Below are 21497 nucleotides of genomic sequence, written 5' to 3'. Positions count from 1 at the left end.
CGGCTCCTGCTTCGTGGCATTACCCGATAGCTACTTGACCGAATATCCATTCTCGGCGTTGCCGTGGCCCCGTGGCGGGGAACGGCGGCCGCCTCTATCGGGAACCGATTAGTGAAGCATCGTCTTCAAAGTGTATTCAGCGCTTCCACGGGGGTCTCGGTACCAGATGACCACCCTGCATTTTCTTCCGGCACAAGGATCAGGTCGAGGTAGCCCTTGAGGATGCCGGGCACGTCCACGGTGTCAGGATTGAGGAGCCACTCGGTTTGAATTCCTTCCCATAGAGCCACGATGGTAGGGCCCGCGACATCTGGGTCGACGCCCGGCCGAAGCCGGCCAATGCTCGCGAGGTACCGCAGCTCCCCACTGTATTCCTTCCGAAGCCGGGCGAAGCGTTGGACGAAGTAGTTACGGGCCGGGTGGTCCTCAGTCGTGGCTTCTCCGGAGAGGACGGAGTAGAGCTCTACGAGGTGGGGAATCCGCTCATTGTGTTTCGCCTGCCGCACGATGGTTTCGGCAAACCGCTCCCGTGTGCCCGGGGTGCTCGTGGAGATCCGGTCGCGGTACTCGAGCACCGCCACGAGCAGCTGAGCCTTGGTGGGGAAATGGTGGAGGAGCGTGGTCTGGTTGATCCCTGCCCGGTCCGCGACGTCCTGGATGCTGCCGCCGTTGTAGCCCCGTGACCCGAAGACCTCTACGGCGGCTTCAAGAATTTGCCGTTGGCGCTCAGCGGTCTTGGCGTAGGGGCCGCGCGGGCCTGAGCGTGCGTTCGCCTTCTTAGTCATGGAATCCAGTCTAGTTTCATTAAAAACTGAGCATCCACTCAGCTTTTGTGTTAGCCTTGTCACGTCGGGCCGCACGGCCCCGGCGCCGTGTCCGCGGCGCTGACCATAACGAAGTGGGACTCATGCCATCTCTGACACGACGACAACTCCTTTGCGGTGGACTCGGCGCCTCCGCCTTTGCCCTTCTCACCGGATGCGCCACTCCGGGCACTGTTTCCGTCAATGCCGCACCTGCCATTCCTGCGGCCAGTACCGGTGAGAAGGTGACACTCACGTACTGGTCTTGGCTCAAGAATGTTCAGAAGGTCGCCGATATCTGGAACGCGAGCCACCCCAATGTCCAGGTTGAGACGGTCTGGATCCCCAGCGGCAACCGTGGTGGGTACTCCAAGCTTTACGCCGCGCTAGCGGCGGGCGGCGGCCCTGACCTAGCGCAGGTTGAAATGCGTACCGTTCCTGAGTTCATGCTCGTCAACGGGCTCGTGGATCTCTCGCGCTACGGTGCCCGTGAATACGCACACCTTTATGACCCCGCACTTTGGAGCCAGGTGAGCTTCTCCGGGGGCGTCTACGGCATCCCCCAGGACTCGGGGCCGATGGCCACGTTCTACCGCCCCGACGTCCTGGCCAAGGTAGGCGCGGCGGCACCGGTGACTTGGGAGGAGTGGGCAGCCGTTGGGAAGGAACTCCGCGGTGCCAACGCCTACATCGACTGCTTTTCTCTCGCGGACACCTCCTACTTCGTCTCTTTCGCCGCACAGGCTGGCGCTTCCTGGCTGCGCCCAGCCGAGGACGGATGGGTCATCAACATGACCGACGACTCAACGCTGAACGTCGCGCGTTTCTTTGACCGGGCAATCGACGACGGCATCGTCACCACCGCCTATGGACCCTTCACCCCCGGCTGGTACGCGGCGGCTGCGAAGGGGGAGCTCGCGTCGCTCACGAGCGGCAGCTGGGCCGATGCCCTTGTGCAGAGCGTCAGCGGCGGAGCGGGCAAGTGGCGCGTGGCGCCCATGCCCATTTGGGACCCCAGAGGGTATGGCTCAAGCTACCTCGGCGGCTCCACCGCGGCGGTCCTGGCTAACAGCAAGCACCCCCGCGAGGCCCTCGAGTTCGCTGTCTGGATGACGTCCACGCAGGCCGGCATCGACGCCGAGATCGCCAACAGTGGCATCGGATGGTCGCCCGTGCCGGGCATCATCGGTGCAAAGCGCGAGAGGCCCTCCGACTTTTTCGGGGGGCAGAACTACAACCAGGACGTGATCGTGCCGGCGAGTAAGTCGCAGAACATGGACTGGTCTTGGTGGCCCGTCACCACGCAGTCTTTCAACATCCTGGGCGACGGGTTCCGCCGTAAGGCATCGGGCACGAGCCTAGTCGACACCGTAGCAGCCGCCGAGCAGCAGATCATGACCGCCTTCAGGAACAAAGGTCTGACGATTAGGAAGGAGCAGGCATGAGCGCCACGGCAGATACCGCACAAACACATCCGTCAGCAGTCCAGCGGGAGGGGCACGGACGGGCAAGGCAGCAGCGCCGCGTCGTCACCCGTGCACCCTGGATACTGCTCGCGCCCTTCCTGGCGCTCTTTGCCCTCACGTTCATCTTCCCGATCATCGCTGCTGTCGGTTCGAGCTTTACGAAAGTGACCCGCAGTGGCCTCTTCGGCGAGACGGGCGTCCACTCCGGGTTTGCGGGGTTCGAGAACTATGCCCGCGCCCTCGGGGACGGTAGCTTCCTCGCCTCGATCGGCCGCGTACTGCTCTTCGGCGTGGTCCAGGTTCCTGTCATGATCGCCCTATGTACAGTCCTTGCGCTCCTGCTGGAGTCGGCCTCGGCTAAGTGGCCCGGGTTCTTCCGCGCGGCCTACTTCATGCCGTACGGCGTGCCGGGTGTCATCGCGACCATTCTCTGGTCTTTTCTCTACGTCCCGGGCCTGAGCCCGCTCGTGGACGCTGCCACGTCCGTAGGCCTCACCGTGAACTTCCTCGGCCCGGACACCGTGCTGTGGTCCATCGCCAACATCGTTACGTGGAGCTACACGGGCTACAACATGCTCATCGTCATAGCCCAGCTTAAGTCGATCCCCGGCGAGATATATGAAGCTGCGCGCGTGGACGGTGCCGGGCCCTTCCGTGTCGCGTGGACCATTCAGCTGCCGCTTATCCGGCCCGCTCTCGTGCTCACAACGGTGTTCTCGATCATCGGCACGCTTCAACTTTTCGCCGAGGCGCAAGTCCTTCAGACTGTGGCTCCGGCCGTCGACAGCCAATACACCCCGAACCTCTCCGCCTACACCACTGCCTTTGCATACAACGACTACAACGTCGCCGCAGCCCAGGCCGTGCTCATTGCCCTCGCGGCCTTCATCCTCTCCTTCACCTTCCTCCGGTTCACGAACAGGAAGTCCTCATGACTGCCACTCCCACCCTTAGCCGGCCCCAGAGCGTCGCCGGGGAGCCACCTGTGACGCGGCGCCGACGCCCGGGCTCCACAACGATTCTTGTCACGGGGCTGCTTGTCGTAGCCGCGCTCTACTTCCTGGTCCCGGTCTATTGGGTGGTGGTCGCTGCGACCAAGACCAGCGGAGACCTGTTCGCGACCAACGGTTTCTTGTTCGCGCCTAATTTCGTCCTATGGGACAACCTGGCGAACGTCCTCTCCTACGGGGACGGCGTCTTTGTGCGCTGGTTCCTCAACTCAATTCTGTATGCAGGGGTTGGCGCATTGGCCGCGACGTACTTCGCCGCTGCTGGCGGCTACGCCTTGGCCAAGTACAACTTCCGGGGCAACAGTCTCATCTTCGGGCTCGTCCTCGGAGGCGTCCTCGTCCCCGGCACCGCCACAGCCCTGCCCCTGTTTCTGTTCTTCAGCCAGCTCGGCATCGCCAACACGTACTGGAGCGTCCTGTTGCCCTCACTCGTCTCGCCGTTTGGCCTGTTTCTGTGTCGGGTTTATGCGCAGGCAACAGTGGATCCGGCGCTGTTGGAGGCTGCGCGAATCGACGGCGCGGGCGAACTTCGCATCTTCCACTCCGTGGGGCTGCGGGTTCTCACTCCCGCCCTGGTGACGGTGTTCTTGTTCCAGCTCGTGGGCATCTGGAACAACTACTTCCTGCCGCTGGTGATGCTCTCCGACTCGAAGCTGTTCCCCATCACGGTAGGTCTGAATAACTGGCTTAGCCAGGCAGACCGGCTCCCGGAGTTCTACCAGCTGACCACCGGCGGCGTACTGCTGTCTGTCATCCCGCTCGCCATCGCCATGATCGTCCTTCAGCGCTTCTGGCGTGGAGGCCTCACAGAAGGAGCCGTCAAATGAGCCCCCGTCCAGCGGAGGCCACAGCCTCCACCGCCTACGTCACCGACCCGGGCCCGGGAGAAGGACGGCGAGAACCGGCCCGTTCCTGGCTTCACACCGACGCCCCGTCCCTGTCCCTCGACGGGCAATGGCGATTCCGACTCCTCAAGGGAGTCCCCGGAACACCCGGCGGGCGTGGGGTGCTGTCCCCGGGGGAGGCCGCGGAGGCGATGGCCGCTGCGGAGTACGACGACTCTTCGTGGGCGTCGCTGACCGTACCCTCCCACTGGGTGCTCCAGGGCGACGGATCGTACGGCCGCCCGATCTACACGAACGTGCAGTTCCCGTTCCCAATCGACCCGCCGTTCGTCCCCGACGAAAACCCCACCGGGGACTATCGCCGTACGTTCGAGCTGCCCGACGGCTGGAAGGCCGACGACACAGGCGGCGAGAGCCGCGTCGTCCTGCGCTTTGACGGCGTCGAATCCCGGTACAAGGTATGGGTCAACGGCACAGAGATCGGATGGGGCGCCGGAAGTCGCCTCGCCCAGGAGTTCGACGTCACCGACGCCGTCAGCACAGGTACCAACACCATCGCAGTCCGCGTCCATCAATGGTCCGCTTCCAGCTACCTCGAAGACCAAGACCAGTGGTGGCTGCCGGGAATTTTCCGATCGGTGACCCTCTTGTCCCGCCCGGCCGATGGCATCGAGGACGTGTGGCTCCGGACCGGCTACAACGACGGGGCGGGGACCCTGGAACCGGAAGTGAAAGCGCCGGCATCGTCGTACCCTGTTCGCCTCCGCGTACCCGAGCTCGGCATCGACGTCGAGTGGGCCAATCCCGGTGATGTTGCACCGGTACCTGTTTCTGCCGTCGAGCCCTGGACCGCCGAAACCCCGCGGCTCTACGATGCGACCGTGGCCAGCAAGGCCGAGACGGTGTCACTGCGGATCGGCTTCCGCACCGTAGAAATCGTGGGAGACCAATTTCTGGTCAACGGACGCAAAGTGGTGTTCCACGGTGTCAATCGCCACGAGACCCACCCCACGCTCGGCCGCGTCTTCGACGAGGACTTCGCCCGCGAGGACCTCGCGCTCATGAAGCGCTCCAACGTCAACGCAATCCGTACCAGCCACTACCCGCCCCACCCGCGACTGCTCGAGCTCGCGGACGAGATGGGCTTCTGGGTAATCCTCGAGTGCGACCTCGAAACGCACGGGTTCGAGCGGCACGGCTGGGCCCGGAACCCGAGCGACGAGCCGATGTGGCGCGAGGCGCTCCTTGACCGGATCGAACGGACCGTGGAGCGGGACAAGAACCGTCCCTCGATCGTCATGTGGTCCCTCGGCAACGAGTCCGGCACAGGACAGAATCTCGCCGCTATGTCCGCGTGGGTGCATGCACGGGATGCGGGCAGACCAGTCCACTACGAGAACGACTACGCCGGCGCGTACACCGACGTGTACTCCCGCATGTACGCGACACTGCCCGAGGTGGATACAATCGGCCGCGACGGCGACACCACACCGCTGCTGGGCTGCTCCCCTGCCGAGGGGGCGCGGCAGCGGACCAAGCCGTTTATTCTGTGCGAGTACGTCCACGCAATGGGCAACGGGCCCGGGAACATATCGCTGTACGAGGACCTCATCGCGAAATACCCGCGGCTGCACGGCGGGTTCGTCTGGGAGTGGCGCGACCACGGTATCGCCGCCCGTACCGCGGACGGCACCGAATACTTCGCCTACGGCGGCGACTTCGGCGAGGAAATCCATGACGGCAACTTCGTGCTCGACGGCCTCATCCTCTCCGACTCCACGCCCTCGCCGGGACTGTATGAGTTCAAGACCGTCGTGGCGCCCGTGGGACTTGCCTTTGACGGGCTCGAGCCGGGCGGCAAGCCCTGTGTACGGGTGACAAACCTCCGACACAGCGCGGATCTGGGAGACCTGCTCTTTCGCTGGCGGATCGAGGACAACGGCGAACCAGTCGCCTCCGGTGAGCTCGCCGTCGAGGGGCTCGACGGTAGTCCACTCGCCCCTGGCGCCTCGGCCGCCGTCCCCCTTCCAGTGTCCGCCGAGGGATGCACTGGAGAGGTATGGGTGACCGTCGAGGCGGTCCTCGCTCAGGATGCCGGGTGGGCCCCTTCCGGGCACGAAGTCGCCTCAGCACAGGGCCGTCTCGCGTCGCCCGCGAAGCGCCCGCTGCCGTCCGCAGCCGGGCTCCCGGGCGGAAATTGGCCGCAGGGAGAAGGCGCCGGGCTACTGGAGCTCGGGCCGGCAGTCTTCGATGAAGGACGGCTCGTTAAGCTCGCTGGCCTCCCTGTGGATGGGCCCCGGCTTGAGCTGTTCCGGGCGCCCACGGACAATGACCGCGGCGAATCCCGGGGCGGCTACATCGACACCGACCCTTGGGTGCCAGACGCAGACGGCATCCCGGGCGTAGGAGCTCCCGGGCCGTCGTCGGCAGCGCGTTGGCACGCGGCCGGTCTGGACCGGCTGCACGGGCGTGTTGAGGCAGTCGAAGTGCTTGATGACCGTGCCCTCCGTGTACGCACCCGGTACGCCGCGGCGGACCAGGTGCGCACCGTCACCGTCGAGGAGCAATGGATTCTTGACCCCGAAGGTTTGTGGCTGCGGGTGGACATTCTGCCGTCCTCCGATTGGGACGGTGTGTGGCCCCGTGTCGGTGTGCGGTTCGGGCTGCCCGCCGACGTGGACGCGGCGTCATGGTTCGGGCTGGGACCGCACGAGTCCTACCCTGACAGCCTCGAAGCTGCGCTTGTGGGACGGTACGCAGCCGGGATCGATCAGCTCGCCGTGCCGTATGCGCGCCCGCAGGAGACCGGTCACCGCGGGGGTATGCGCTCCCTCGACCTGCTCCGGGGCTCGGAGCCGTGGGTACGGGTAGACGCGTTCGCGGACGCGCGGGGCCGCCTGCCGGGATTCACACTGAGCCGGTACACGGCCCAGGAGCTCGCCGCGGCCCGGCACCCGCATGAGCTGCCTCCGGCCACGCGTTCATGGTTATACCTCGACGCGGCTCAGCACGGGCTCGGCACCCGCTCGTGTGGCCCTGATGTCTGGCCCGAGTCCGCCTTGGCGCCGGAGGCGCGGACGCTCACCTTCCGCCTGGCGGCCTCCGAATGACCAGCCTCGTGATGTCCAGGATGAGCGCCGATACCGTTCCGATCTCAGGTAGGCAGACCACGCTGCGCTGCGGCCCCTACACCGCCGAAATAGCCAGCGTCGGTGCATCGTTACGCTCCTTGCGCTACAACGGCAGGGACCTGATTCTCCCCTTTTCGGAACATCAGGTCCGCCCCGCCTACCGAGGGGCAGTATTGGTGCCTTGGCCTAACAGGGTTATCGCGGGACGGTATGAATTCGAAGGTGTGGAATACCAGCTCGGTGTCAACGAACCGAGCCGGGGCCACGCACTTCATGGCCTATTGGCCTGGGAAGACTGGTGCCCGGTTAAGTCGGACGAGTCCTCGGTCATTCTGTCCACCGTCGTTCAAGCGAGGAGCGGTTACCCCTTCCGCCTGGACGTACAGGTGTCCTACCAGCTGGATTTTTCCGGGCTGCACACCACTGTTACAGCCACCAACACCGGCCCCGGCTCAGCACCTTACGGGGCCGCCGGGCACCCATACTTGGTCGCCGGGGAGGGCCGGGTCGACGACTGGATTCTCGAACTGCCCGCACGAAAAGTGCAGCAAGTCAGCCCGGACCTTTTGATACCTACAGGAGTTAGCGACGTTTCAGAGGATCGACACTACGACTTTGTTGCCCCCCGCCTCATCGGTTCCACAACACTCGACCATGCGTTCACTGATCTCGTACGTGACAACGAAGGTTACTCAACCGCATGCCTGACTACATGGGACGGGTCCGGAACTTCGATGACATGGGGTCGGGACTGCCCCTGGGTGCAGATACACACAGCCGACCTCCCTGATGCGGAATCCAGCAGAGCTGGCCTGGCAGTAGAACCAATGACCTGTCCGCCTAATGCCTTCAACACCAGGACAGACCTCATAGTCCTCCTCCCGGGGCAGAGTCATACCGCGAGCTGGAATATTGAAGCGATACCAGCCGACCCAACCCGCACCCGTTCATGAAAATCTTGGTCACAGGGGGCACGGGCTACATTGGTTCCCACACTGTTTTGTCCCTGCAGGAAGCCGGCCACGACGTGGTCGTCATCGACAACCTGGTCAACTCCAGCGAGGAGTCGCTGCGCCGCGTAGCCGAACTCAGCGGCAAGACCGCAGAGTTCCATCAGGTAAACCTGGTGGACGAGGCCGCCATCGACAAGGTCTTTGCCGGCGCAGCCATCGAGGCCGTCATCCACTTCGCTGGCCTCAAAGCGGTGGGCGAATCCGTGCGGGAGCCGTTGAAGTACTACTACAACAACCTTGTAGGCACTCTGAACCTGATCCGTGTGATGGACAGGCATGACGTCCGGTCCATCGTGTTCAGCTCGTCGGCCACCGTCTACGGGGAGCACAACCCCATCCCCTATGTGGAAAAGATGGAGATCGGGGCCAACAACCCCTACGGGCGCACCAAGGAACAGATCGAGGACATCCTCTCCGACCTCGGCGCTGCCGACCCGCGCTGGCACATAGCCCTGCTGCGCTATTTCAACCCGGTGGGTGCACACCCATCCGGACGGATTGGCGAGGACCCGCAGGGTATCCCCAACAATCTGGTGCCGTTCATCGCCCAGGTGGCTGTGGGCCGCCGAGAGAAGCTCATGGTCTTCGGGGGCGACTACGACACCCCCGACGGCACCTGCCTGCGCGACTACATCCACGTGGTGGACCTGGCGGAAGGGCACGTCGCGGCCCTGAACCATATCGCGGACACCACCGGCGTGTTCCGCTGGAACCTCGGCTCCGGTAAGGGTTCCTCCGTGCTGGAGGTCCTGCGCTCCTTTGAGAAGGCCGTGGGCAAGCCCATCCCCTATGAGCTCACCGGCCGCCGCGCCGGAGACCTCCCTGCCTTCTGGGCAGATGCCACCTCCGCTGTGGCCGACCTCAGCTGGTCCACCACCAAGACCGTGGACCAAATGTGCGAAGACCACTGGCGCTGGCAGAAGAACAACTCCCAGGGCTATATATCCCACCGCGAATGAACTGTAGGAGCAGTGGATAAATGCAGACAGAGAATTCCACCTGCACCGACTTCCACGAGCATGAACGCACGCAACACGATTCCATCACCATCCACGCACACACGCGATCCCACTTGGAGGCCGCCGTGGAGGCCGCCGTCCAACAACTCTCTGCTCGTGCGAGGCATCGGAAGCAGGGAATTCTGGTAACCCGGACGGCTCCGGGAACGGTCATCGTAAGCCTTGACCCAAATGTTCCCTGCGGCATGAGCTACGAACGAACAACCTGGTAGTACACGAAGGCGATAGGCGAAATCAGCCTCATGCCTGTCTTGGGCTTTTCTGATGGCCCCTTTCCAACATGGCAACTGAACCTAGGAATCACGCATGAAAATTGGAATCCTCACCAGCGGTGGCGACTGCCCCGGACTGAACGCGGTCATCCGCGGCGCCGTACTCAAGGGCATCACCATCCACGGCCACGAATTCGTCGGATTCCGCGACGGCTGGCGCGGCGTGGTGGAGGGCGACATCATCGACATCCCCCGCACCATCGTCCGCGGCATAGCCAAACAGGGCGGCACCATCCTTGGCACCTCACGCACCAACCCGTTCGACAACGGCGGCGGCCCGGAGGTCATCAAAGCCCACATGGACCGCCTCGGCATCGACGCCATCATCGCAATCGGCGGTGAGGGCACGCTGGCCGCCGCCAAACGCCTCACCGACGCCGGACTGAAAATCGTGGGCGTACCCAAGACCGTTGACAACGACCTCGACGCCACCGACTACACCTTCGGCTTCGACACCGCCGTGCAGATCGCCACCGAAGCCATCGACAGGCTCCGCACCACCGGCGAATCCCACCACCGCTGCATGATCGCCGAAGTGATGGGCCGCCACGTGGGCTGGATCGCGCTGCACGCCGGCATGGCCGCAGGCGCCCACGCCATCCTCATCCCCGAACAAGAAGTCAGCATCGACCAGATTACCCAGTGGGTAAAGGAAGCCCACCACCGCGGCCGCGCACCCCTGGTGGTCGTCGCCGAAGGCTTCATTCCCGAACATATGGACGGGGCCTATTCCGAGCGCGGCCTGGACACCTTCGGCCGTCCCCGCCTGGGCGGGATCGCCGACCAGCTCGTCCCGGAACTGGAAGCCCGCACCGGCATCGAAACCCGCGCCACTATCCTCGGCCACATCCAGCGCGGCGGCGTCCCCTCAGCCTTCGACCGGGTCCTTGCCACCCGGCTCGGCATGGCCGCCATCGACTCGATCATGCAAAGCAAGTGGGGCACCATGGTGGCCCTCAAAGGAACGGAAATTAAACACGTCAACTTCCATGAAGCTCTGGGCCAGCTCAAGACCGTCCCGCAGCAGCGCTACGACGAAGCCGCCGTCTTGTTCGGGTAGACGCTCAAAAGACAAACATCATTCGCGAACGTTATGCTCCCCGTCACAAAGTTGCTCAGCGTTCTGCTGCATGAAGCTCGAGGACGACATGCAAACAAGCACGACGCCGAATCAAGACCAAACAAACATCCACTCTTTCGCACCGTGGCAGCCTATTGACGACTGGACTGTGCTGACCGGCCAAGACGTCGAAGTCCACACTCACGGCAGCATGACCGACCGCGGCCGCGTCGAAGCTGTCATGGCCGACGGATCTCTACTGTGGCTGATGCAGGACGGAGCCCACAGCCGGCGCGTCATAGAACAACAACCAGGAACGTACATCCGCCGTACCTGGAACTGACAGCGATCGTGTCGAGGGGAAACTAGATCTGCGCACTCAAGCTTCGACGACCAGCGGCTCCCACCCCATGGCGTCCGGATGGTGTAGCTCCGAGGCCGTCTCGTCATTGAAGAGCACAGCCAAAGCTGACACACGGTCCCTTTGCTCGGTCCTCCGAGCAAAGGGAATTGATCTACGTTTTGAACGGGAAATCAGGTCCGTCCGCCCACAGCCGGGGACAATTTTCATAGGTTATCCACCGCTATTGCTGCCAGAGAGCTACCCCAACGGCTTCCAATTTTGCATCCGTGGATAACCTGAATTGGCCCCGGCCGTGGACGGATCAGGGTCACCACGAGTTCCGACTGCGTGGTCAGCAAGCAGGGTATGCCAGCCGAGGCGGGTTGACGGAATACCGTTTTCGGCGTTTTTAGTTAGGGCGCTGGAGTATCGGCTCAGCAACGAGGTTGTCGGATTCTGCCGGCCACTCAAGAAGTGTGTAGGCGTTTGTGGTCATCATGCGGTTGAGCAGTTCCTCGCCCGCGAGTTTCCGGGCCCATGCAAGGAGTTCCGGGTAGCCGTTGTCTTCGTGACGTGTGAATGGCCAGTCGCTGCCGTAGAGGAGCCTGTCAGTGGAACCACGCTTCAGGAAAAGGGAAAATATCGACTCCGCCTGGTCGTAGGAAGAGCGGTAAGGAGCGGATACCTTTACCCAGCACTTGTCGAGCCCGGCCAGGTTTAATACCGCTTCGATCGCCCCGGGGTGTTCTCGTTTGGGCAGGCCGAGGTGATCGATGACCAGTTTTGTGGGCCACGCCGAGAGGGCGGGAGCAAGCTCGAGCCATTGTTGCCCCGATGCCTGAATTTCCAAGTGCCACCTGCTGTCCGCCATCACCTCTCCCGCAACCATCCAAGAGGCGGAAAAGAGGTCAGGAACAGGCTGGCCCACGAGGTTCAAGCGGACGCCCCGCACGCCCGCCGCGTCCAGAGCGCGCACCCTTTCCTCTGAAAGTTCGCATTGCAGGGTTGCGTCGTCAACCACGACCACGCCCCGGAGCCTGTCTGGCTCCGCCGCCAACGCAGTCAGAAGGTAACTGTTGTCCGAACCCAGGAAACTTGGCTGCACGAGGACCCCCCGTGCCACACCATGGGCAGTCAGGACGCTCAAGTACTGGTCCAGTGTCGCATCGTAGTGCGGGACGTACCTTGCGTTGGCGGTAGGTGTAAGTCCCCGGTAGAAGATGTGCGCATGGGTGTCGACCAGTGGTGCAGAGGCTCGGAACATGGAATCACTGTAGCTCAATCTGCTAAACCTTTATAGGACTAGACCTATAAAGGAATCTGCTCTAGGCTGTGAGGCATGACACAAGCTTCTGCCTCCCCAGCACTGGCACACACCGATCAGCGTCTGCCTCTGCACGCCCGGGTCAAAGACGACATGATCCGGCGTATCAGGGCGAACGAGTGGGGCAGCAGCACACCACTGCCGGCCGAATCTGCTCTGTCTGAGGAGTACGGCATTTCGGTGGGTACGTTGCGGCGCGTCCTTGCGGAGCTCGCCGCTGAGGGACTCCTGGAGCGCCATCAGGGACGCGGCACGTATGTCCGTCGGGCTACCTTCCAGAACTCTCTGTTCCGCTTCTTCCGGATGCACGGAGGAACGGGCCAGACACCCGGCAGCCGCATCCTGGAACGAAACACGCAGGACTCCCCGGCCGAGGTGGCCGCGGCCCTAAATCTAGAGGAACAGTCTCCGGTACTGCACCTGCACCGGCTGCGTCTGTGGCAAGATACACCCTTCCTCGTCGAAGACATCTGGCTACCGCTGCCGAAGTTTCAGCCGATCGCCGACATCGACCCCGCTGAACTCGGGAGCCTGCTGTATCCGGAATACGAAAACCGGATTGGCCTCGTTATCGGCTCAGCAACCGAGGAACTCTCGGTCACCCAGGCCACCGAACCTCAGGCCGCACTCCTGGACTGCGCAGCCGGGGATCCCCTCGTCAAAATCAACCGCATCGCACGCACCCACACCGGCGACGTCGCCGAGTACCGCGAGTCCTACGGGCTGGCATCATCATTCCGATACCAAGTGGAGATCAACTAAGCCATGCAAGAACTCGTGGCCGTTTCCGGCCTTGTCCTTATCTTCGGCCTCTCAATGTGGCGCAGTATCAACATGGGCGCCGTCGCCCTGGTTGTCGCCTTCCTGCTGGGCGTCCTGTACTTCGGTCAGACAGCATCCGGGATCGCCTCCGGCTTCCCGGGCAGCCTCCTGATCACACTCTTAGGCGTGACCTACCTCTTCGGCATGGCCAGGGCCAACGGCACTATTGACCAGATTGTCGGAGGCGCCGTGGGAGCAGTTCGGGGTCGGGTTGCCCTGGTCCCCTGGGTCTTCTTCATCCTTGCCGCCATCATCACCGGCTCGGGGGCGCTCTCGGCAGCGACGAACGCGATCCTCATCCCCGTCGGGCTGGCTTTCGCCCAGCGCTACAGGATCAACCCGCTCCTTGTGGGCCTGTGCATCATCAACGGCACCAATGCTGGCGGGTTCTCCCCCATCGCCGTGTACTACAACATCGTCGACGGCGTCCTGGACAAAGTCGGCGTCTCGGTGGACGCCGGCCAGCTCTTTCTCTGGACCTTCATCGCAAACGTTGTCATCAACGCAGTGGCGTTCATCCTGTTGGGCGGACCCGAACTGATGCGCCGCGGACGCGAAGAAGAAACCGCGGACTCCACCACCTCATACCTCGGCGGCGGCACCGGAACCATCACAAAGACAGCAACCTGGACCGGCCAGAAAATCGTCACCGTAGTGCTAATGGCCAGCATTCTCGTCGGGGCCCTGGGCTTCAAGCTCGACGTCGGATTCCTCGCCCTCGCCGCCGCCGTGACACTGTCAGCTCTCTACCCGCAGCACTCCAAGGAAGCCCTCGGACACATCGGCTGGAACGTGATCCTCCTCATCGGCGGCATCGTCACCTATATCAGCATGCTCGAAACCGCCGGCGTCATCCAAGAACTCGCCAACTCCGTCGCCGGCATCGGCACACCCCTGCTGGCAGCACTGATGATGCTGGTTGTTGCCGGTGTGGTATCAGCCTTCGCCTCCACCAACGCCATGTTCGTCGTACTCGTCCCACTGGCAGCACCCCTGCTCACCACCGGCTCCATCGGCGTCCTGGGCTTCGTGATCGCGCTCTGCATCGCCGCATCGGCCGTAGACTCCAGCCCCTTCTCCACGGGCGGGGCGCTCGTTGTAGCCAACACCGAAGAAGAAAAACGCGAAAAAACCTTCCGCGGCATGATGATCTGGGGCATGTCCATGATCGTCGCAGCACCCCTGCTGGCCTGGCTCCTGTTCGTCGTGATCTAACCCACCGCCAAGAGAAGGCGGGTTGAACTCTCAGCCCGCCTTCTCGTTTGTTCCCCGAAAGCTCCCAACACGACGTGAGTATCAGTCCGCTGCTCCGTCCGGTCAGCACAATAAAGGATGGCCATGCCAGCCCGCCAAACAGAACCGGTCCCCCACTGGACACGACTACAACGTGGCGACCAATTAAATGTCTACAAGAACGGGAAACTCGTGGCGTCAGGAATCGTCGACATGGTCGCCCTGGACGGCAGCGTCTTCTGGTTCACCCCGAACGGCGCAGACACCCGCAGACTGTTCCTCCACGCCGACAAACTCCACGTCCAAAAGCGCGTACGCCTGTAGTACACCCCCACCTGACAAGTATGTTGCCGCCGCCCACAGCCGGGGACAATTCTCAAAGGTTATCCACCGCTACCGCTGCCAGGGAGCTCCCCCAACGGCTCCCAATTTCCAGCCGTGGATAACCCGAATTGACCCCAGCCATGGACGGATCAGAGTCGCCACCAGTTCCGGCCGCGTCATCAGCACGCACGGGTGCGCCCTGCCGAGGCAGGTTGACGGAATATCCGTTATCGGCTCTTTGGCTTGGACTGCTGGACGGGCCCGACAGCACCAGGCCTGCCGCTTGTGGCCGGGGTTCCGCTACTTTTACCCGCGGGAACCCTGTCGGCCCCAAGCTTCGAGGCGCCCGGCACGAGGAGCTTCACCACTCACCCCTGGCGTAGGCAGGGTGGAGTGAGAAGGGGCAGGGGCGGGGCGCTTTGTGTGAGGCCGGCCACTAAATATGTTGACAGGGCGCACGTCCGCCGCTAGTCTTGCAGTTAATTCGGCTCGCGAACAAACTAATCCGACTAGCCTAGACGGAGCCCTGAAAGGAGATGGCCTTGGCCTCCAGCTCAACGCTCCGCCACATCAACCAGGCTCGAGTGCTTGACGCTCTCTGGAAGCACGGGCCCCGCTCACGCGTCGGACTCTCGGAGCTCCTCGGCCTTCAGCGGTCCACGATCACGGTCATCACCGGCGCACTCATCGAGGATGGTCTCGTCCGTGAGGTAGACGCCGACGAGCCGACCCAAAAAAGCGCGGGCCGCCCACGTGTCCGCCTGCAGCTTCGCTCCGATGGGGCTTATTTCGCTGGCTTGGACCTCGGCAATGAGCTATCCACTGCCATCGTGGTTGACCTCAGTGGTTCAGAAGTGGGTCGGGCGGCCGCCCCGACCGACCGTACAGACCCGGCCTCCGCCGAGCGGAAGCTGCTCGAACTGCTTGAAGGCGTCCTGTCCGAGCACCCGGAGGTGCGTCCCCGCCTGCAGGGTATTGGCATCACCGTCCCGGGAACGGTCGTTGAAGGCAAGATCGAACGTGCCCCTATCCTCGGATGGCGACACGTCAGTTTCGGTGACCTCGTGGCCCGCGAGACCGGACTTCCGGTGCTGATCGACAATGACGCGAACGCAGCGGCCATCAGTGAGGCACAGTTCGGGGTTGGCCGCGACAGCAGCGACCTTCTTTACATCCTCCTCGATACAGGTGTGGGCTCCGGGCTGGTCCTGGACCGCCGCATTTACCGCGGCAGCCTCGGACAGGTCGGCGAAGCCGGCCACATCCGCATCCCCCGGAACGGTTCCCCCCTCGCTGAATGGCCCACCGTGGAAGATGTCATCGGAATCGCCGGCCTCCGGGAAAACTATGCCGCCCGCGGCGGCAACGCCAGCGACTTTGACGGGTTCCTCAAGGACTTGAGTGCCGGCGGCCCGCCCGCCGTGGGCGCCGTAGGCGAGTGGCAACAACACCTTGCCTGGTTCACCTCCACACTCGTCTGGATGCTCTCGCCACAACTGGTGGTATTCGGCGGACGTTCCTCAGCCATCCTGGAAACTGATGACGCGATGGCCGTCGTCGCCTCCGGCATGGAAGCGGATCGGGACCGCACCAACTTCGCCGTCTCGGCCTTCGGCGCCGACGCCATTGCCATGGGAGCCGCCGCGCTGCCCATGAGCGAGTTCTTCTCGCTCCCCGTTTTACGTCCCGAGCAGACTACTGCCCCGCGACGTACCAAAACCTCAACCGGTTACACCGCCTGAGGCCCCGCTGCTTCCACCGCAGCAAAGCATGTCCCTATTAATTCGTTCGCCGAACGAACATCAAAGGAGATATTCGATGGAAACACTTACCGAGAGGCCGTCACGGCGCAGGACAGGCCGGACGCGTCGTTTTGTTGCGGCTGTCGGGATCGCGACGATGGCTGCCACGGCCGCTCTCACCGGCTGTTCCCCGGCCTCGGACAGCGGAAGCACGTCCAAAACCATTAAGGTGCTTGCCCCGCCGGACACATCGGGCACGATGCAGAAGCTGATCGATCAGTACAACAAGGACCATTCCGGCGGCACGCAGATTGAATGGCAGACGTCCCAGACGGACATGAGCGCCTACTTTGACCAGTTGCGCACCCAGTTCCTGGCGAACAGCGTCGACGCCGACGTGGTCATCGGCGACGTGACCTGGGCCGCCCAGCTCGCCGACTCGGGCTGGGTGGAGGATCTTTCGGACCGGTTCCCCCAGGAGGAACAGGACAAATTCCTCAAAGGCGGGATGACTGCCGACACCTGGCAGGGCAAGGTCTATGGTGTCCCGTGGTTCAACGCCACCGCCTACCTCTTCTACCGCAAGGACCTTCTGGCCAAGCATGGCTTCACGAACCCGCCGACCACTTGGGACGAACTGGAAACCCAGGCCAAGGCAGTCTTGGCCAGCGGCGATGTCACCGCCGGCTACCTGATGCAGGCCGCCAAATATGAAGGCCTGGTCTGCAACGCCGCCGAATTCGTGTGGAATGCCGGCGGAGAGATCCTCGATCCGAGTGACCCGAGCAAGGTGGTCGTCAACAACGCCGACGCGACCGCGGGCCTGGCTCAGATGCGGGAACTGATCGACTCCGGCATCGCCCCCGCCGCATCGACGACGTTCAAGGAGCAGGAGAACTACACGCAGTTCTTCCAGGGCGATGCCCTGTTCATGCGCAACTGGTCTGACTTCTACCGCATGGTGAAGGACCCGTCGGTCTCGAAACTGACCGAAGATCAGGTGGGCATCGCTTCCCTGCCGGTGACCAAGGCAGGGACGACAAGCTCCTCCACCCTGGGTGGCTGGAACCTCTTCATGAACGCCTCCAGCAAAAACAAGGACGCCGCATGGGACGTCATCCAGTCCCTCACCAGCGAAGAGGCACAGAAGATCCGTGCAGTTGATGGCGGATACCTCCCCACCCGCGCATCCCTGTACGAGGACGCAGACGTGAACAAGGCGAACCCGCTCACGGTGATCGGCAAGGATGCCGCCTTCAACGCCCGCTCCCGCCCGGTCACCCCGTACTACTCGGACGCTTCACTGGCCATGCAGGACTCCTTCTACAAGGTCATCAGCGGAGATCAGCCCGCTGCCCAGGGCGCCGGCGAACTGCAAAAGTCACTTGAAAAGGTGGTGACAGCGAAGTGACCTCGACGGCGACACTGCACCGGCGCACGCGCCGGATCAAGGAGTCCCGGGCACTGCCCTACCTGCTCATTGCCCCGGCAGTAGCCATTGTTGCAGCAGTCGTGATCTGGCCCGTGGCTCAAACCATCTGGCTGAGCCTGTACGCCGGGACGATCCGCAACACCGGGGACTTTGTCGGAATGGAGAACTACCAGACCTTGTTCGCAGACCCGGACTTCCTCCGGGCCCTGTCGAACACCGGGGTGTTCACCGTATGCAGTGTCGCCGTCGAACTCGTCCTCGGCGTCGCGGTCGCCCTGATCATCAATCGTGGCTTCCGCGGCCGCGGCCTCGTGCGCGCCGTCACGCTGGTGCCCTGGGCATTCCCAACCGCCATCTCAGCCATCATATTCAGACTCATGTTCACCGACCCTAACGGCCTGCTCAGCTGGGTGGCCTACAACCTGCAACTGATCGATCAGCCGATCCTGGGCAGCCAGGACCTCATGGTCATCGCCGCAGTCATCGTCGACATCTGGAAGACCACGCCGTTCGTGGCACTACTCATCCTGGCCGGCCTGCAGACCATCCCAGAGGACACCCTGGAAGCAGCCGCCATGGACGGGGCCGGGGCGCTCCAACGCTTTTTCCGCATCATCCTTCCCTTGCTGGTGCCCTCGATCCTGATCGCCGCCCTGTTCCGTACACTCGACGCCTACCGTGTCTACGAACTGTTCTGGGTGATGGGCAACCGCCAGGTCGATTCCCTCTCCACCTACGTCTACGAGGGGGTTCGTGTGAGCCAGCTGCAGTTCCCGACCGGCTCGGCCGCCTCGGTATTCGTCTTCGTCACAGCATTCATCATCGCGCTGTTCTTCGTCATCGCACTCGGCGCCCGGCGCAACAAGGTCTGATCCCCATGAGCACATCCACACACCGCACATCCCAAACCGCTCCCCCGCCCACCACGGCAGCAGCGCCGCGACGCCGGACACAGGAAAAGGGCCTCTGGGCGTTCCGGATCCTGCTCCTCTGGCTGTTCGTGGTCAGCATCGCCCCACTTCTGTGGGTCATGCGGATGAGCCTCGCCACCGCCGGAGACATCGGACGCGCCCCGCTGGAACTGCTCTTCGCGCCCGTGACCTTCGAGGCCTGGGGGCGCGTGCTGGGCGACCAGACATTCCTCGGGACCTTGGTCAACAGCGTCATCATCGCCACGAGCACCACCCTGGTCTGCATGGTCATCGGCTCACTCGCCGCCTACGCCTTCGCCCGCTTCAGATTCCGTGGCTCCAACGTGGCCCTGGTCCTGATGCTCATGGTGAGCTTCTTCCCCCAGGTCGCGGTCATCATCCCACTGTTCAAACAATTCGTCAGCTGGGGAATCATCAACAACTACCCCGCCGCGATCATCCCGAACATCGTCTTTTCCCTGCCAACCACGATCTTCGTCCTGACGGTCTTCTTCCGCGAAATTCCCCACAGCCTGGAAGAAGCAGCGAAAATTGACGGGGCAACACAGCTCCAAACATTCACCCGCGTCATGCTTCCGCTGGCCGTTCCAGGCCTGCTCACTGCAGCCATCCTCACCTTTGTGAACTCCTGGAACGACTACCTCTTCGCCAACACCTTCCTCTTCGACGCGAAGACCTGGACAGCCACGGTGCAGATCCCGCAGTTCGCCACGCAATACTCCATCGACTACGGAGCCCAGGCAGCCGGCGCACTGGCAGTGACCATCCCCCTGGTACTGGTCGTGATGATCTTCCAGCGCAACATCGTCTCCGGCCTCACCTCCGGTGCCGTGAAGGGCTGAATCCTCCCTTCCTCCCGTGAACCAGAAGAGCTGTTTCCCCTGCAGGGTTGCCCCCCGCAGTGGAAACAGCTCTTCTGTGTTCGCTGGATCCTGACTCCCGCACGCCGGCATAGGGTGCCTGCCGGTTTTCCCGGCCCCGTTAAATGGCAGTGTCCCCCGCAGCGCCAGGATCCGGCGGCACCGCAGGGGACAAACGGTGGGGGCTTACTGCGCGTCCAGGTCGGTTTCCAGGAGGAGAGCCAGCTTCTCCAACGCTTCCTGGGCCCCGGTGCCTTCGGCGCGCAGCACGACGGTGTCTCCGTTGCCTGCACCGAGAGTCATCAGGGACAGGATGCTTGAGGCGTCCAGCGCTTCGTCCTCCGCCGTCCCCGCCAAGGCGATCGTCACGTCGACGTCCATCTCGGCGGCGGCGTCAGCAAAGATCGCTGCGGGGCGTGCGTGCAGTCCGGAGCGGCTTGCGACAACGGCTGTTTTTTCCGGCATGGATTTCTCCTTGGTTGGGTGTTCTGGCTCAAAATGGCGTGCCACAGGCGGTGGCAGGAACGGGCGTTGCCGTTCCACGGCGGAACCGGTGGTCAGGTCAGCGGCCGAAGCGGCGGCTGTGCCATTCCCGCTCCCAGGGATTCTGCGGCGCATTTGCCGGCGGCGGCCGCCCAATGTGCGGGTTCGTTCATGGCTTTACGAGGGTCGCCGGCCAGTTCATCCAGGCCCAGGGCCCAGGTGCCGGCATCTGCCGCGACACGGCCTGCGATGACGGCCGACTGCACGCCGGCGTCCGCTGCCCGTTGCAGAACGTTGCCCACGAGCTTTCCGGTGCGGCTCTGGTCATCGAATGATCCTTCGCCGGTGATGACGATGTTCGCTGTGCGGATCCGTTGGTTCAGTTGGACGAGTTCAGCAATCCGATCGGCACCGGAGTCCATGCCTGCCCCGTAGGCTGCCATGAATCCGTAGCCGGCGCCGCCCGCGGCGCCGGCCCCGGGAGTGTCAGGGCTGTGCCCCGCGAGCCGGGCGAAGGACTGCAGTGCCTGGTCCAGCTCGTCCACCTGGCGCGGAGTCGCGCCTTTCTGGGGCCCGAAGACGGCTGCTGCGCCCGTCGGGCCTGTCAGCGGAGCCGTGACATCGGAGAGCAGGGTGATCCCGCCCGGGATGGGGAGCAGGCCTGCGAAGTCAAGGGAGGCGATCTCTTTCAAGCCGGCCCCGCCTTCGGATACTTCATTACCGGCTGAATCGAGTGCAACGGCCCCCAGGGCGCGCAGCGCGCCCAGGCCTCCATCGGTTGAGGCGCTGCCGCCAAGTGCCAGCCACACCTCACGGGCACCATCCTCAACCGCGGCCTTGATGATTTCGCCGACACCGCGGGTCGTCGCCGATAGCGGTGCCAGTTCACTCATGAAGGGCAATCCTGCGATCTGGGCCAGTTCAACGACGGCTACACCGCCGGGGAGCTTGAGCCATTCGCCATGGCGAGTCCGGCCGTCGGGGCCGGTAACGCCGTCGCGGCTTCCCCGGACGGCTCCCGGCGTGGCGGCCTCGATGGCATCCAGGGTCCCTTCCCCTCCGTCTGCGAGGGGGACGAGCTCCAGCTGATCACCGGGCCTGACGCCTGCCCAACCCTCGGCGATTGCCGCTGCCGCTTCGTGGGCAGTGAGGGTTCCCTTAAAGGAATCCGGCGCGATCAGGACGCGCAGGGGTGACATGGGCTTCCGGGACTCTTCCATAGAACGCACACCCTACCAATAATTCGCGTCGTGAACAATCTATGGCCGCCTCACCATTTGACCGTGCTATGCGTCACAAGGACCCGCCTGTTGCCTCATTGCAATACCTCCGGGAAGCGTAATACGTTGCCTCAATTGAAAACCTCCGCCTTCGCGTGATCGT

At 63.4% G+C, this 21497-nt stretch carries 19 protein-coding genes; 15 read left to right on the top strand and 4 right to left on the bottom strand.

Annotation, left to right across the window (positions count from 1 at the left end):
* Positions 1-125: 125 nt before the first annotated feature.
* Positions 126-785 (bottom strand): TetR/AcrR family transcriptional regulator, encoded by a 660-nt coding sequence (locus ACR65K_RS16850; RefSeq protein ID WP_028271802.1) that lies wholly within the window; start codon positions 783-785, stop codon positions 126-128.
* Positions 786-907: 122 nt separating this feature from the next.
* On the opposite strand from ACR65K_RS16850, the gene ACR65K_RS16845 reads away from it, so the two are divergent.
* The 8 genes from ACR65K_RS16845 to ACR65K_RS16810 all read left to right on the top strand — a co-directional run bounded on the left by ACR65K_RS16845 (position 908) and on the right by ACR65K_RS16810 (position 10962).
* The gene (locus ACR65K_RS16845; protein ID WP_028271803.1) at positions 908-2248 is read left to right on the top strand and encodes an ABC transporter substrate-binding protein; all 1341 of its coding nucleotides are present in this window, start codon (positions 908-910) and stop codon (positions 2246-2248) included.
* Positions 2245-3204 carry a carbohydrate ABC transporter permease gene (locus ACR65K_RS16840; protein WP_440154174.1) on the top strand — a complete coding sequence of 320 codons (960 nt, stop codon included), beginning with the start codon at positions 2245-2247 and terminating at the stop codon, positions 3202-3204. The genes ACR65K_RS16845 and ACR65K_RS16840 overlap by 4 nt, the downstream gene beginning before the upstream one ends.
* Positions 3201-4106 (top strand): carbohydrate ABC transporter permease, encoded by a 906-nt coding sequence (locus tag ACR65K_RS16835; RefSeq protein ID WP_028271805.1) that lies wholly within the window; start codon positions 3201-3203, stop codon positions 4104-4106. Before ACR65K_RS16840 ends, ACR65K_RS16835 begins: the two co-directional genes overlap by 4 nt.
* Entirely contained in the window at positions 4103-7234 is a 3132-nt protein-coding gene (locus tag ACR65K_RS16830) for a glycoside hydrolase family 2 TIM barrel-domain containing protein (RefSeq protein WP_440154173.1), read from the top strand. The genes ACR65K_RS16835 and ACR65K_RS16830 overlap by 4 nt, the downstream gene beginning before the upstream one ends.
* Positions 7231-8208 (top strand): aldose 1-epimerase family protein, encoded by a 978-nt coding sequence (locus ACR65K_RS16825; protein ID WP_308192092.1) that lies wholly within the window; start codon positions 7231-7233, stop codon positions 8206-8208. Before ACR65K_RS16830 ends, ACR65K_RS16825 begins: the two co-directional genes overlap by 4 nt.
* Positions 8205-9227, top strand: a complete 1023-nt coding sequence (galE, locus tag ACR65K_RS16820; RefSeq protein WP_440154172.1) for a UDP-glucose 4-epimerase GalE — start codon at positions 8205-8207, stop codon at positions 9225-9227. The genes ACR65K_RS16825 and galE overlap by 4 nt, the downstream gene beginning before the upstream one ends.
* A 366-nt stretch (positions 9228-9593) precedes the next feature.
* The gene (locus ACR65K_RS16815; protein ID WP_440154171.1) at positions 9594-10619 is read left to right on the top strand and encodes an ATP-dependent 6-phosphofructokinase; all 1026 of its coding nucleotides are present in this window, start codon (positions 9594-9596) and stop codon (positions 10617-10619) included.
* Between the two features lie 70 nt (positions 10620-10689).
* Positions 10690-10962, top strand: a complete 273-nt coding sequence (locus tag ACR65K_RS16810; protein WP_440154170.1) for a hypothetical protein — start codon at positions 10690-10692, stop codon at positions 10960-10962.
* 409 nt (positions 10963-11371) lie between these two features.
* Here ACR65K_RS16810 and ACR65K_RS16805 read toward each other — a convergent pair whose 3' ends face one another.
* Positions 11372-12244: an amidohydrolase family protein gene (locus tag ACR65K_RS16805; protein WP_440154169.1), complete on the bottom strand. Its 873-nt coding sequence runs from the start codon at positions 12242-12244 to the stop codon at positions 11372-11374.
* 57 nt (positions 12245-12301) lie between these two features.
* Here ACR65K_RS16805 and ACR65K_RS16800 point away from each other — a divergent pair, with 57 nt between their 5' ends.
* From ACR65K_RS16800 to ACR65K_RS16770, 7 genes are all read left to right on the top strand, one after another.
* The gene (locus ACR65K_RS16800; protein WP_055805543.1) at positions 12302-13048 is read left to right on the top strand and encodes a GntR family transcriptional regulator; all 747 of its coding nucleotides are present in this window, start codon (positions 12302-12304) and stop codon (positions 13046-13048) included.
* 3 nt (positions 13049-13051) lie between these two features.
* On the top strand, positions 13052-14323 hold the full coding sequence (locus ACR65K_RS16795) for an SLC13 family permease (protein WP_055805538.1): 1272 nt from the start codon (positions 13052-13054) through the stop codon (positions 14321-14323).
* A gap of 210 nt (positions 14324-14533) precedes the next feature.
* The gene (locus ACR65K_RS16790) at positions 14534-14665 is read left to right on the top strand and encodes a hypothetical protein (RefSeq protein WP_440154168.1); all 132 of its coding nucleotides are present in this window, start codon (positions 14534-14536) and stop codon (positions 14663-14665) included.
* Between the two features lie 542 nt (positions 14666-15207).
* Positions 15208-16407, top strand: coding sequence for an ROK family protein (locus ACR65K_RS16785; protein WP_440154167.1), 1200 nt, complete (start codon positions 15208-15210; stop codon positions 16405-16407).
* 76 nt (positions 16408-16483) lie between these two features.
* On the top strand, positions 16484-17818 hold the full coding sequence (locus ACR65K_RS16780) for an ABC transporter substrate-binding protein (RefSeq protein WP_440154166.1): 1335 nt from the start codon (positions 16484-16486) through the stop codon (positions 17816-17818).
* Positions 17815-18711 carry a carbohydrate ABC transporter permease gene (locus ACR65K_RS16775; protein WP_440154165.1) on the top strand — a complete coding sequence of 299 codons (897 nt, stop codon included), beginning with the start codon at positions 17815-17817 and terminating at the stop codon, positions 18709-18711. Before ACR65K_RS16780 ends, ACR65K_RS16775 begins: the two co-directional genes overlap by 4 nt.
* A gap of 5 nt (positions 18712-18716) precedes the next feature.
* A complete protein-coding gene (locus ACR65K_RS16770) occupies positions 18717-19613 on the top strand; it encodes a carbohydrate ABC transporter permease (protein ID WP_440154164.1) in 897 nt (298 codons plus the stop codon).
* A gap of 204 nt (positions 19614-19817) precedes the next feature.
* Here the strand turns inward: ACR65K_RS16770 and ACR65K_RS16765 are convergent, their stop codons facing one another.
* Together ACR65K_RS16765 and ACR65K_RS16760 are read right to left on the bottom strand one after the other, a co-directional pair.
* Positions 19818-20096, bottom strand: a complete 279-nt coding sequence (locus tag ACR65K_RS16765) for an HPr family phosphocarrier protein (RefSeq protein ID WP_440154163.1) — start codon at positions 20094-20096, stop codon at positions 19818-19820.
* Positions 20097-20188: 92 nt separating this feature from the next.
* Complete coding sequence (locus tag ACR65K_RS16760; protein WP_440154162.1) at positions 20189-21313, bottom strand: glycerate kinase family protein; 1125 nt, start codon at positions 21311-21313, stop codon at positions 20189-20191.
* Positions 21314-21497: the final 184 nt, after the last annotated feature.

The sequence above is a fragment of the Arthrobacter sp. SAFR-179 genome, assembly GCF_059414945.1.
Note: the sequence above shows the minus strand (reverse complement) of the source record. Positions and strands in the feature narration are given on the sequence as shown.

Bases quoted from the DNA above. Each gene is read 5' to 3' on its own strand.
- ACR65K_RS16850 (WP_028271802.1), bottom strand. From the start codon at position 785: ATGACTAAGAAGGCGAACGCACGCTCAGGCCCGCGCGGCCCCTACGCC.
- ACR65K_RS16845 (WP_028271803.1), top strand. From the start codon at position 908: ATGCCATCTCTGACACGACGACAACTCCTTTGCGGTGGACTCGGCGCC.
- ACR65K_RS16840 (WP_440154174.1), top strand. From the start codon at position 2,245: ATGAGCGCCACGGCAGATACCGCACAAACACATCCGTCAGCAGTCCAG.
- ACR65K_RS16835 (WP_028271805.1), top strand. From the start codon at position 3,201: ATGACTGCCACTCCCACCCTTAGCCGGCCCCAGAGCGTCGCCGGGGAG.
- ACR65K_RS16830 (WP_440154173.1), top strand. From the start codon at position 4,103: ATGAGCCCCCGTCCAGCGGAGGCCACAGCCTCCACCGCCTACGTCACC.
- ACR65K_RS16825 (WP_308192092.1), top strand. From the start codon at position 7,231: ATGACCAGCCTCGTGATGTCCAGGATGAGCGCCGATACCGTTCCGATC.
- galE (WP_440154172.1), top strand. From the start codon at position 8,205: ATGAAAATCTTGGTCACAGGGGGCACGGGCTACATTGGTTCCCACACT.
- ACR65K_RS16815 (WP_440154171.1), top strand. From the start codon at position 9,594: ATGAAAATTGGAATCCTCACCAGCGGTGGCGACTGCCCCGGACTGAAC.
- ACR65K_RS16810 (WP_440154170.1), top strand. From the start codon at position 10,690: ATGAAGCTCGAGGACGACATGCAAACAAGCACGACGCCGAATCAAGAC.
- ACR65K_RS16800 (WP_055805543.1), top strand. From the start codon at position 12,302: ATGACACAAGCTTCTGCCTCCCCAGCACTGGCACACACCGATCAGCGT.
- ACR65K_RS16795 (WP_055805538.1), top strand. From the start codon at position 13,052: ATGCAAGAACTCGTGGCCGTTTCCGGCCTTGTCCTTATCTTCGGCCTC.
- ACR65K_RS16780 (WP_440154166.1), top strand. From the start codon at position 16,484: ATGGAAACACTTACCGAGAGGCCGTCACGGCGCAGGACAGGCCGGACG.
- ACR65K_RS16770 (WP_440154164.1), top strand. From the start codon at position 18,717: ATGAGCACATCCACACACCGCACATCCCAAACCGCTCCCCCGCCCACC.
- ACR65K_RS16765 (WP_440154163.1), bottom strand. From the start codon at position 20,096: ATGCCGGAAAAAACAGCCGTTGTCGCAAGCCGCTCCGGACTGCACGCA.
- ACR65K_RS16760 (WP_440154162.1), bottom strand. From the start codon at position 21,313: ATGTCACCCCTGCGCGTCCTGATCGCGCCGGATTCCTTTAAGGGAACC.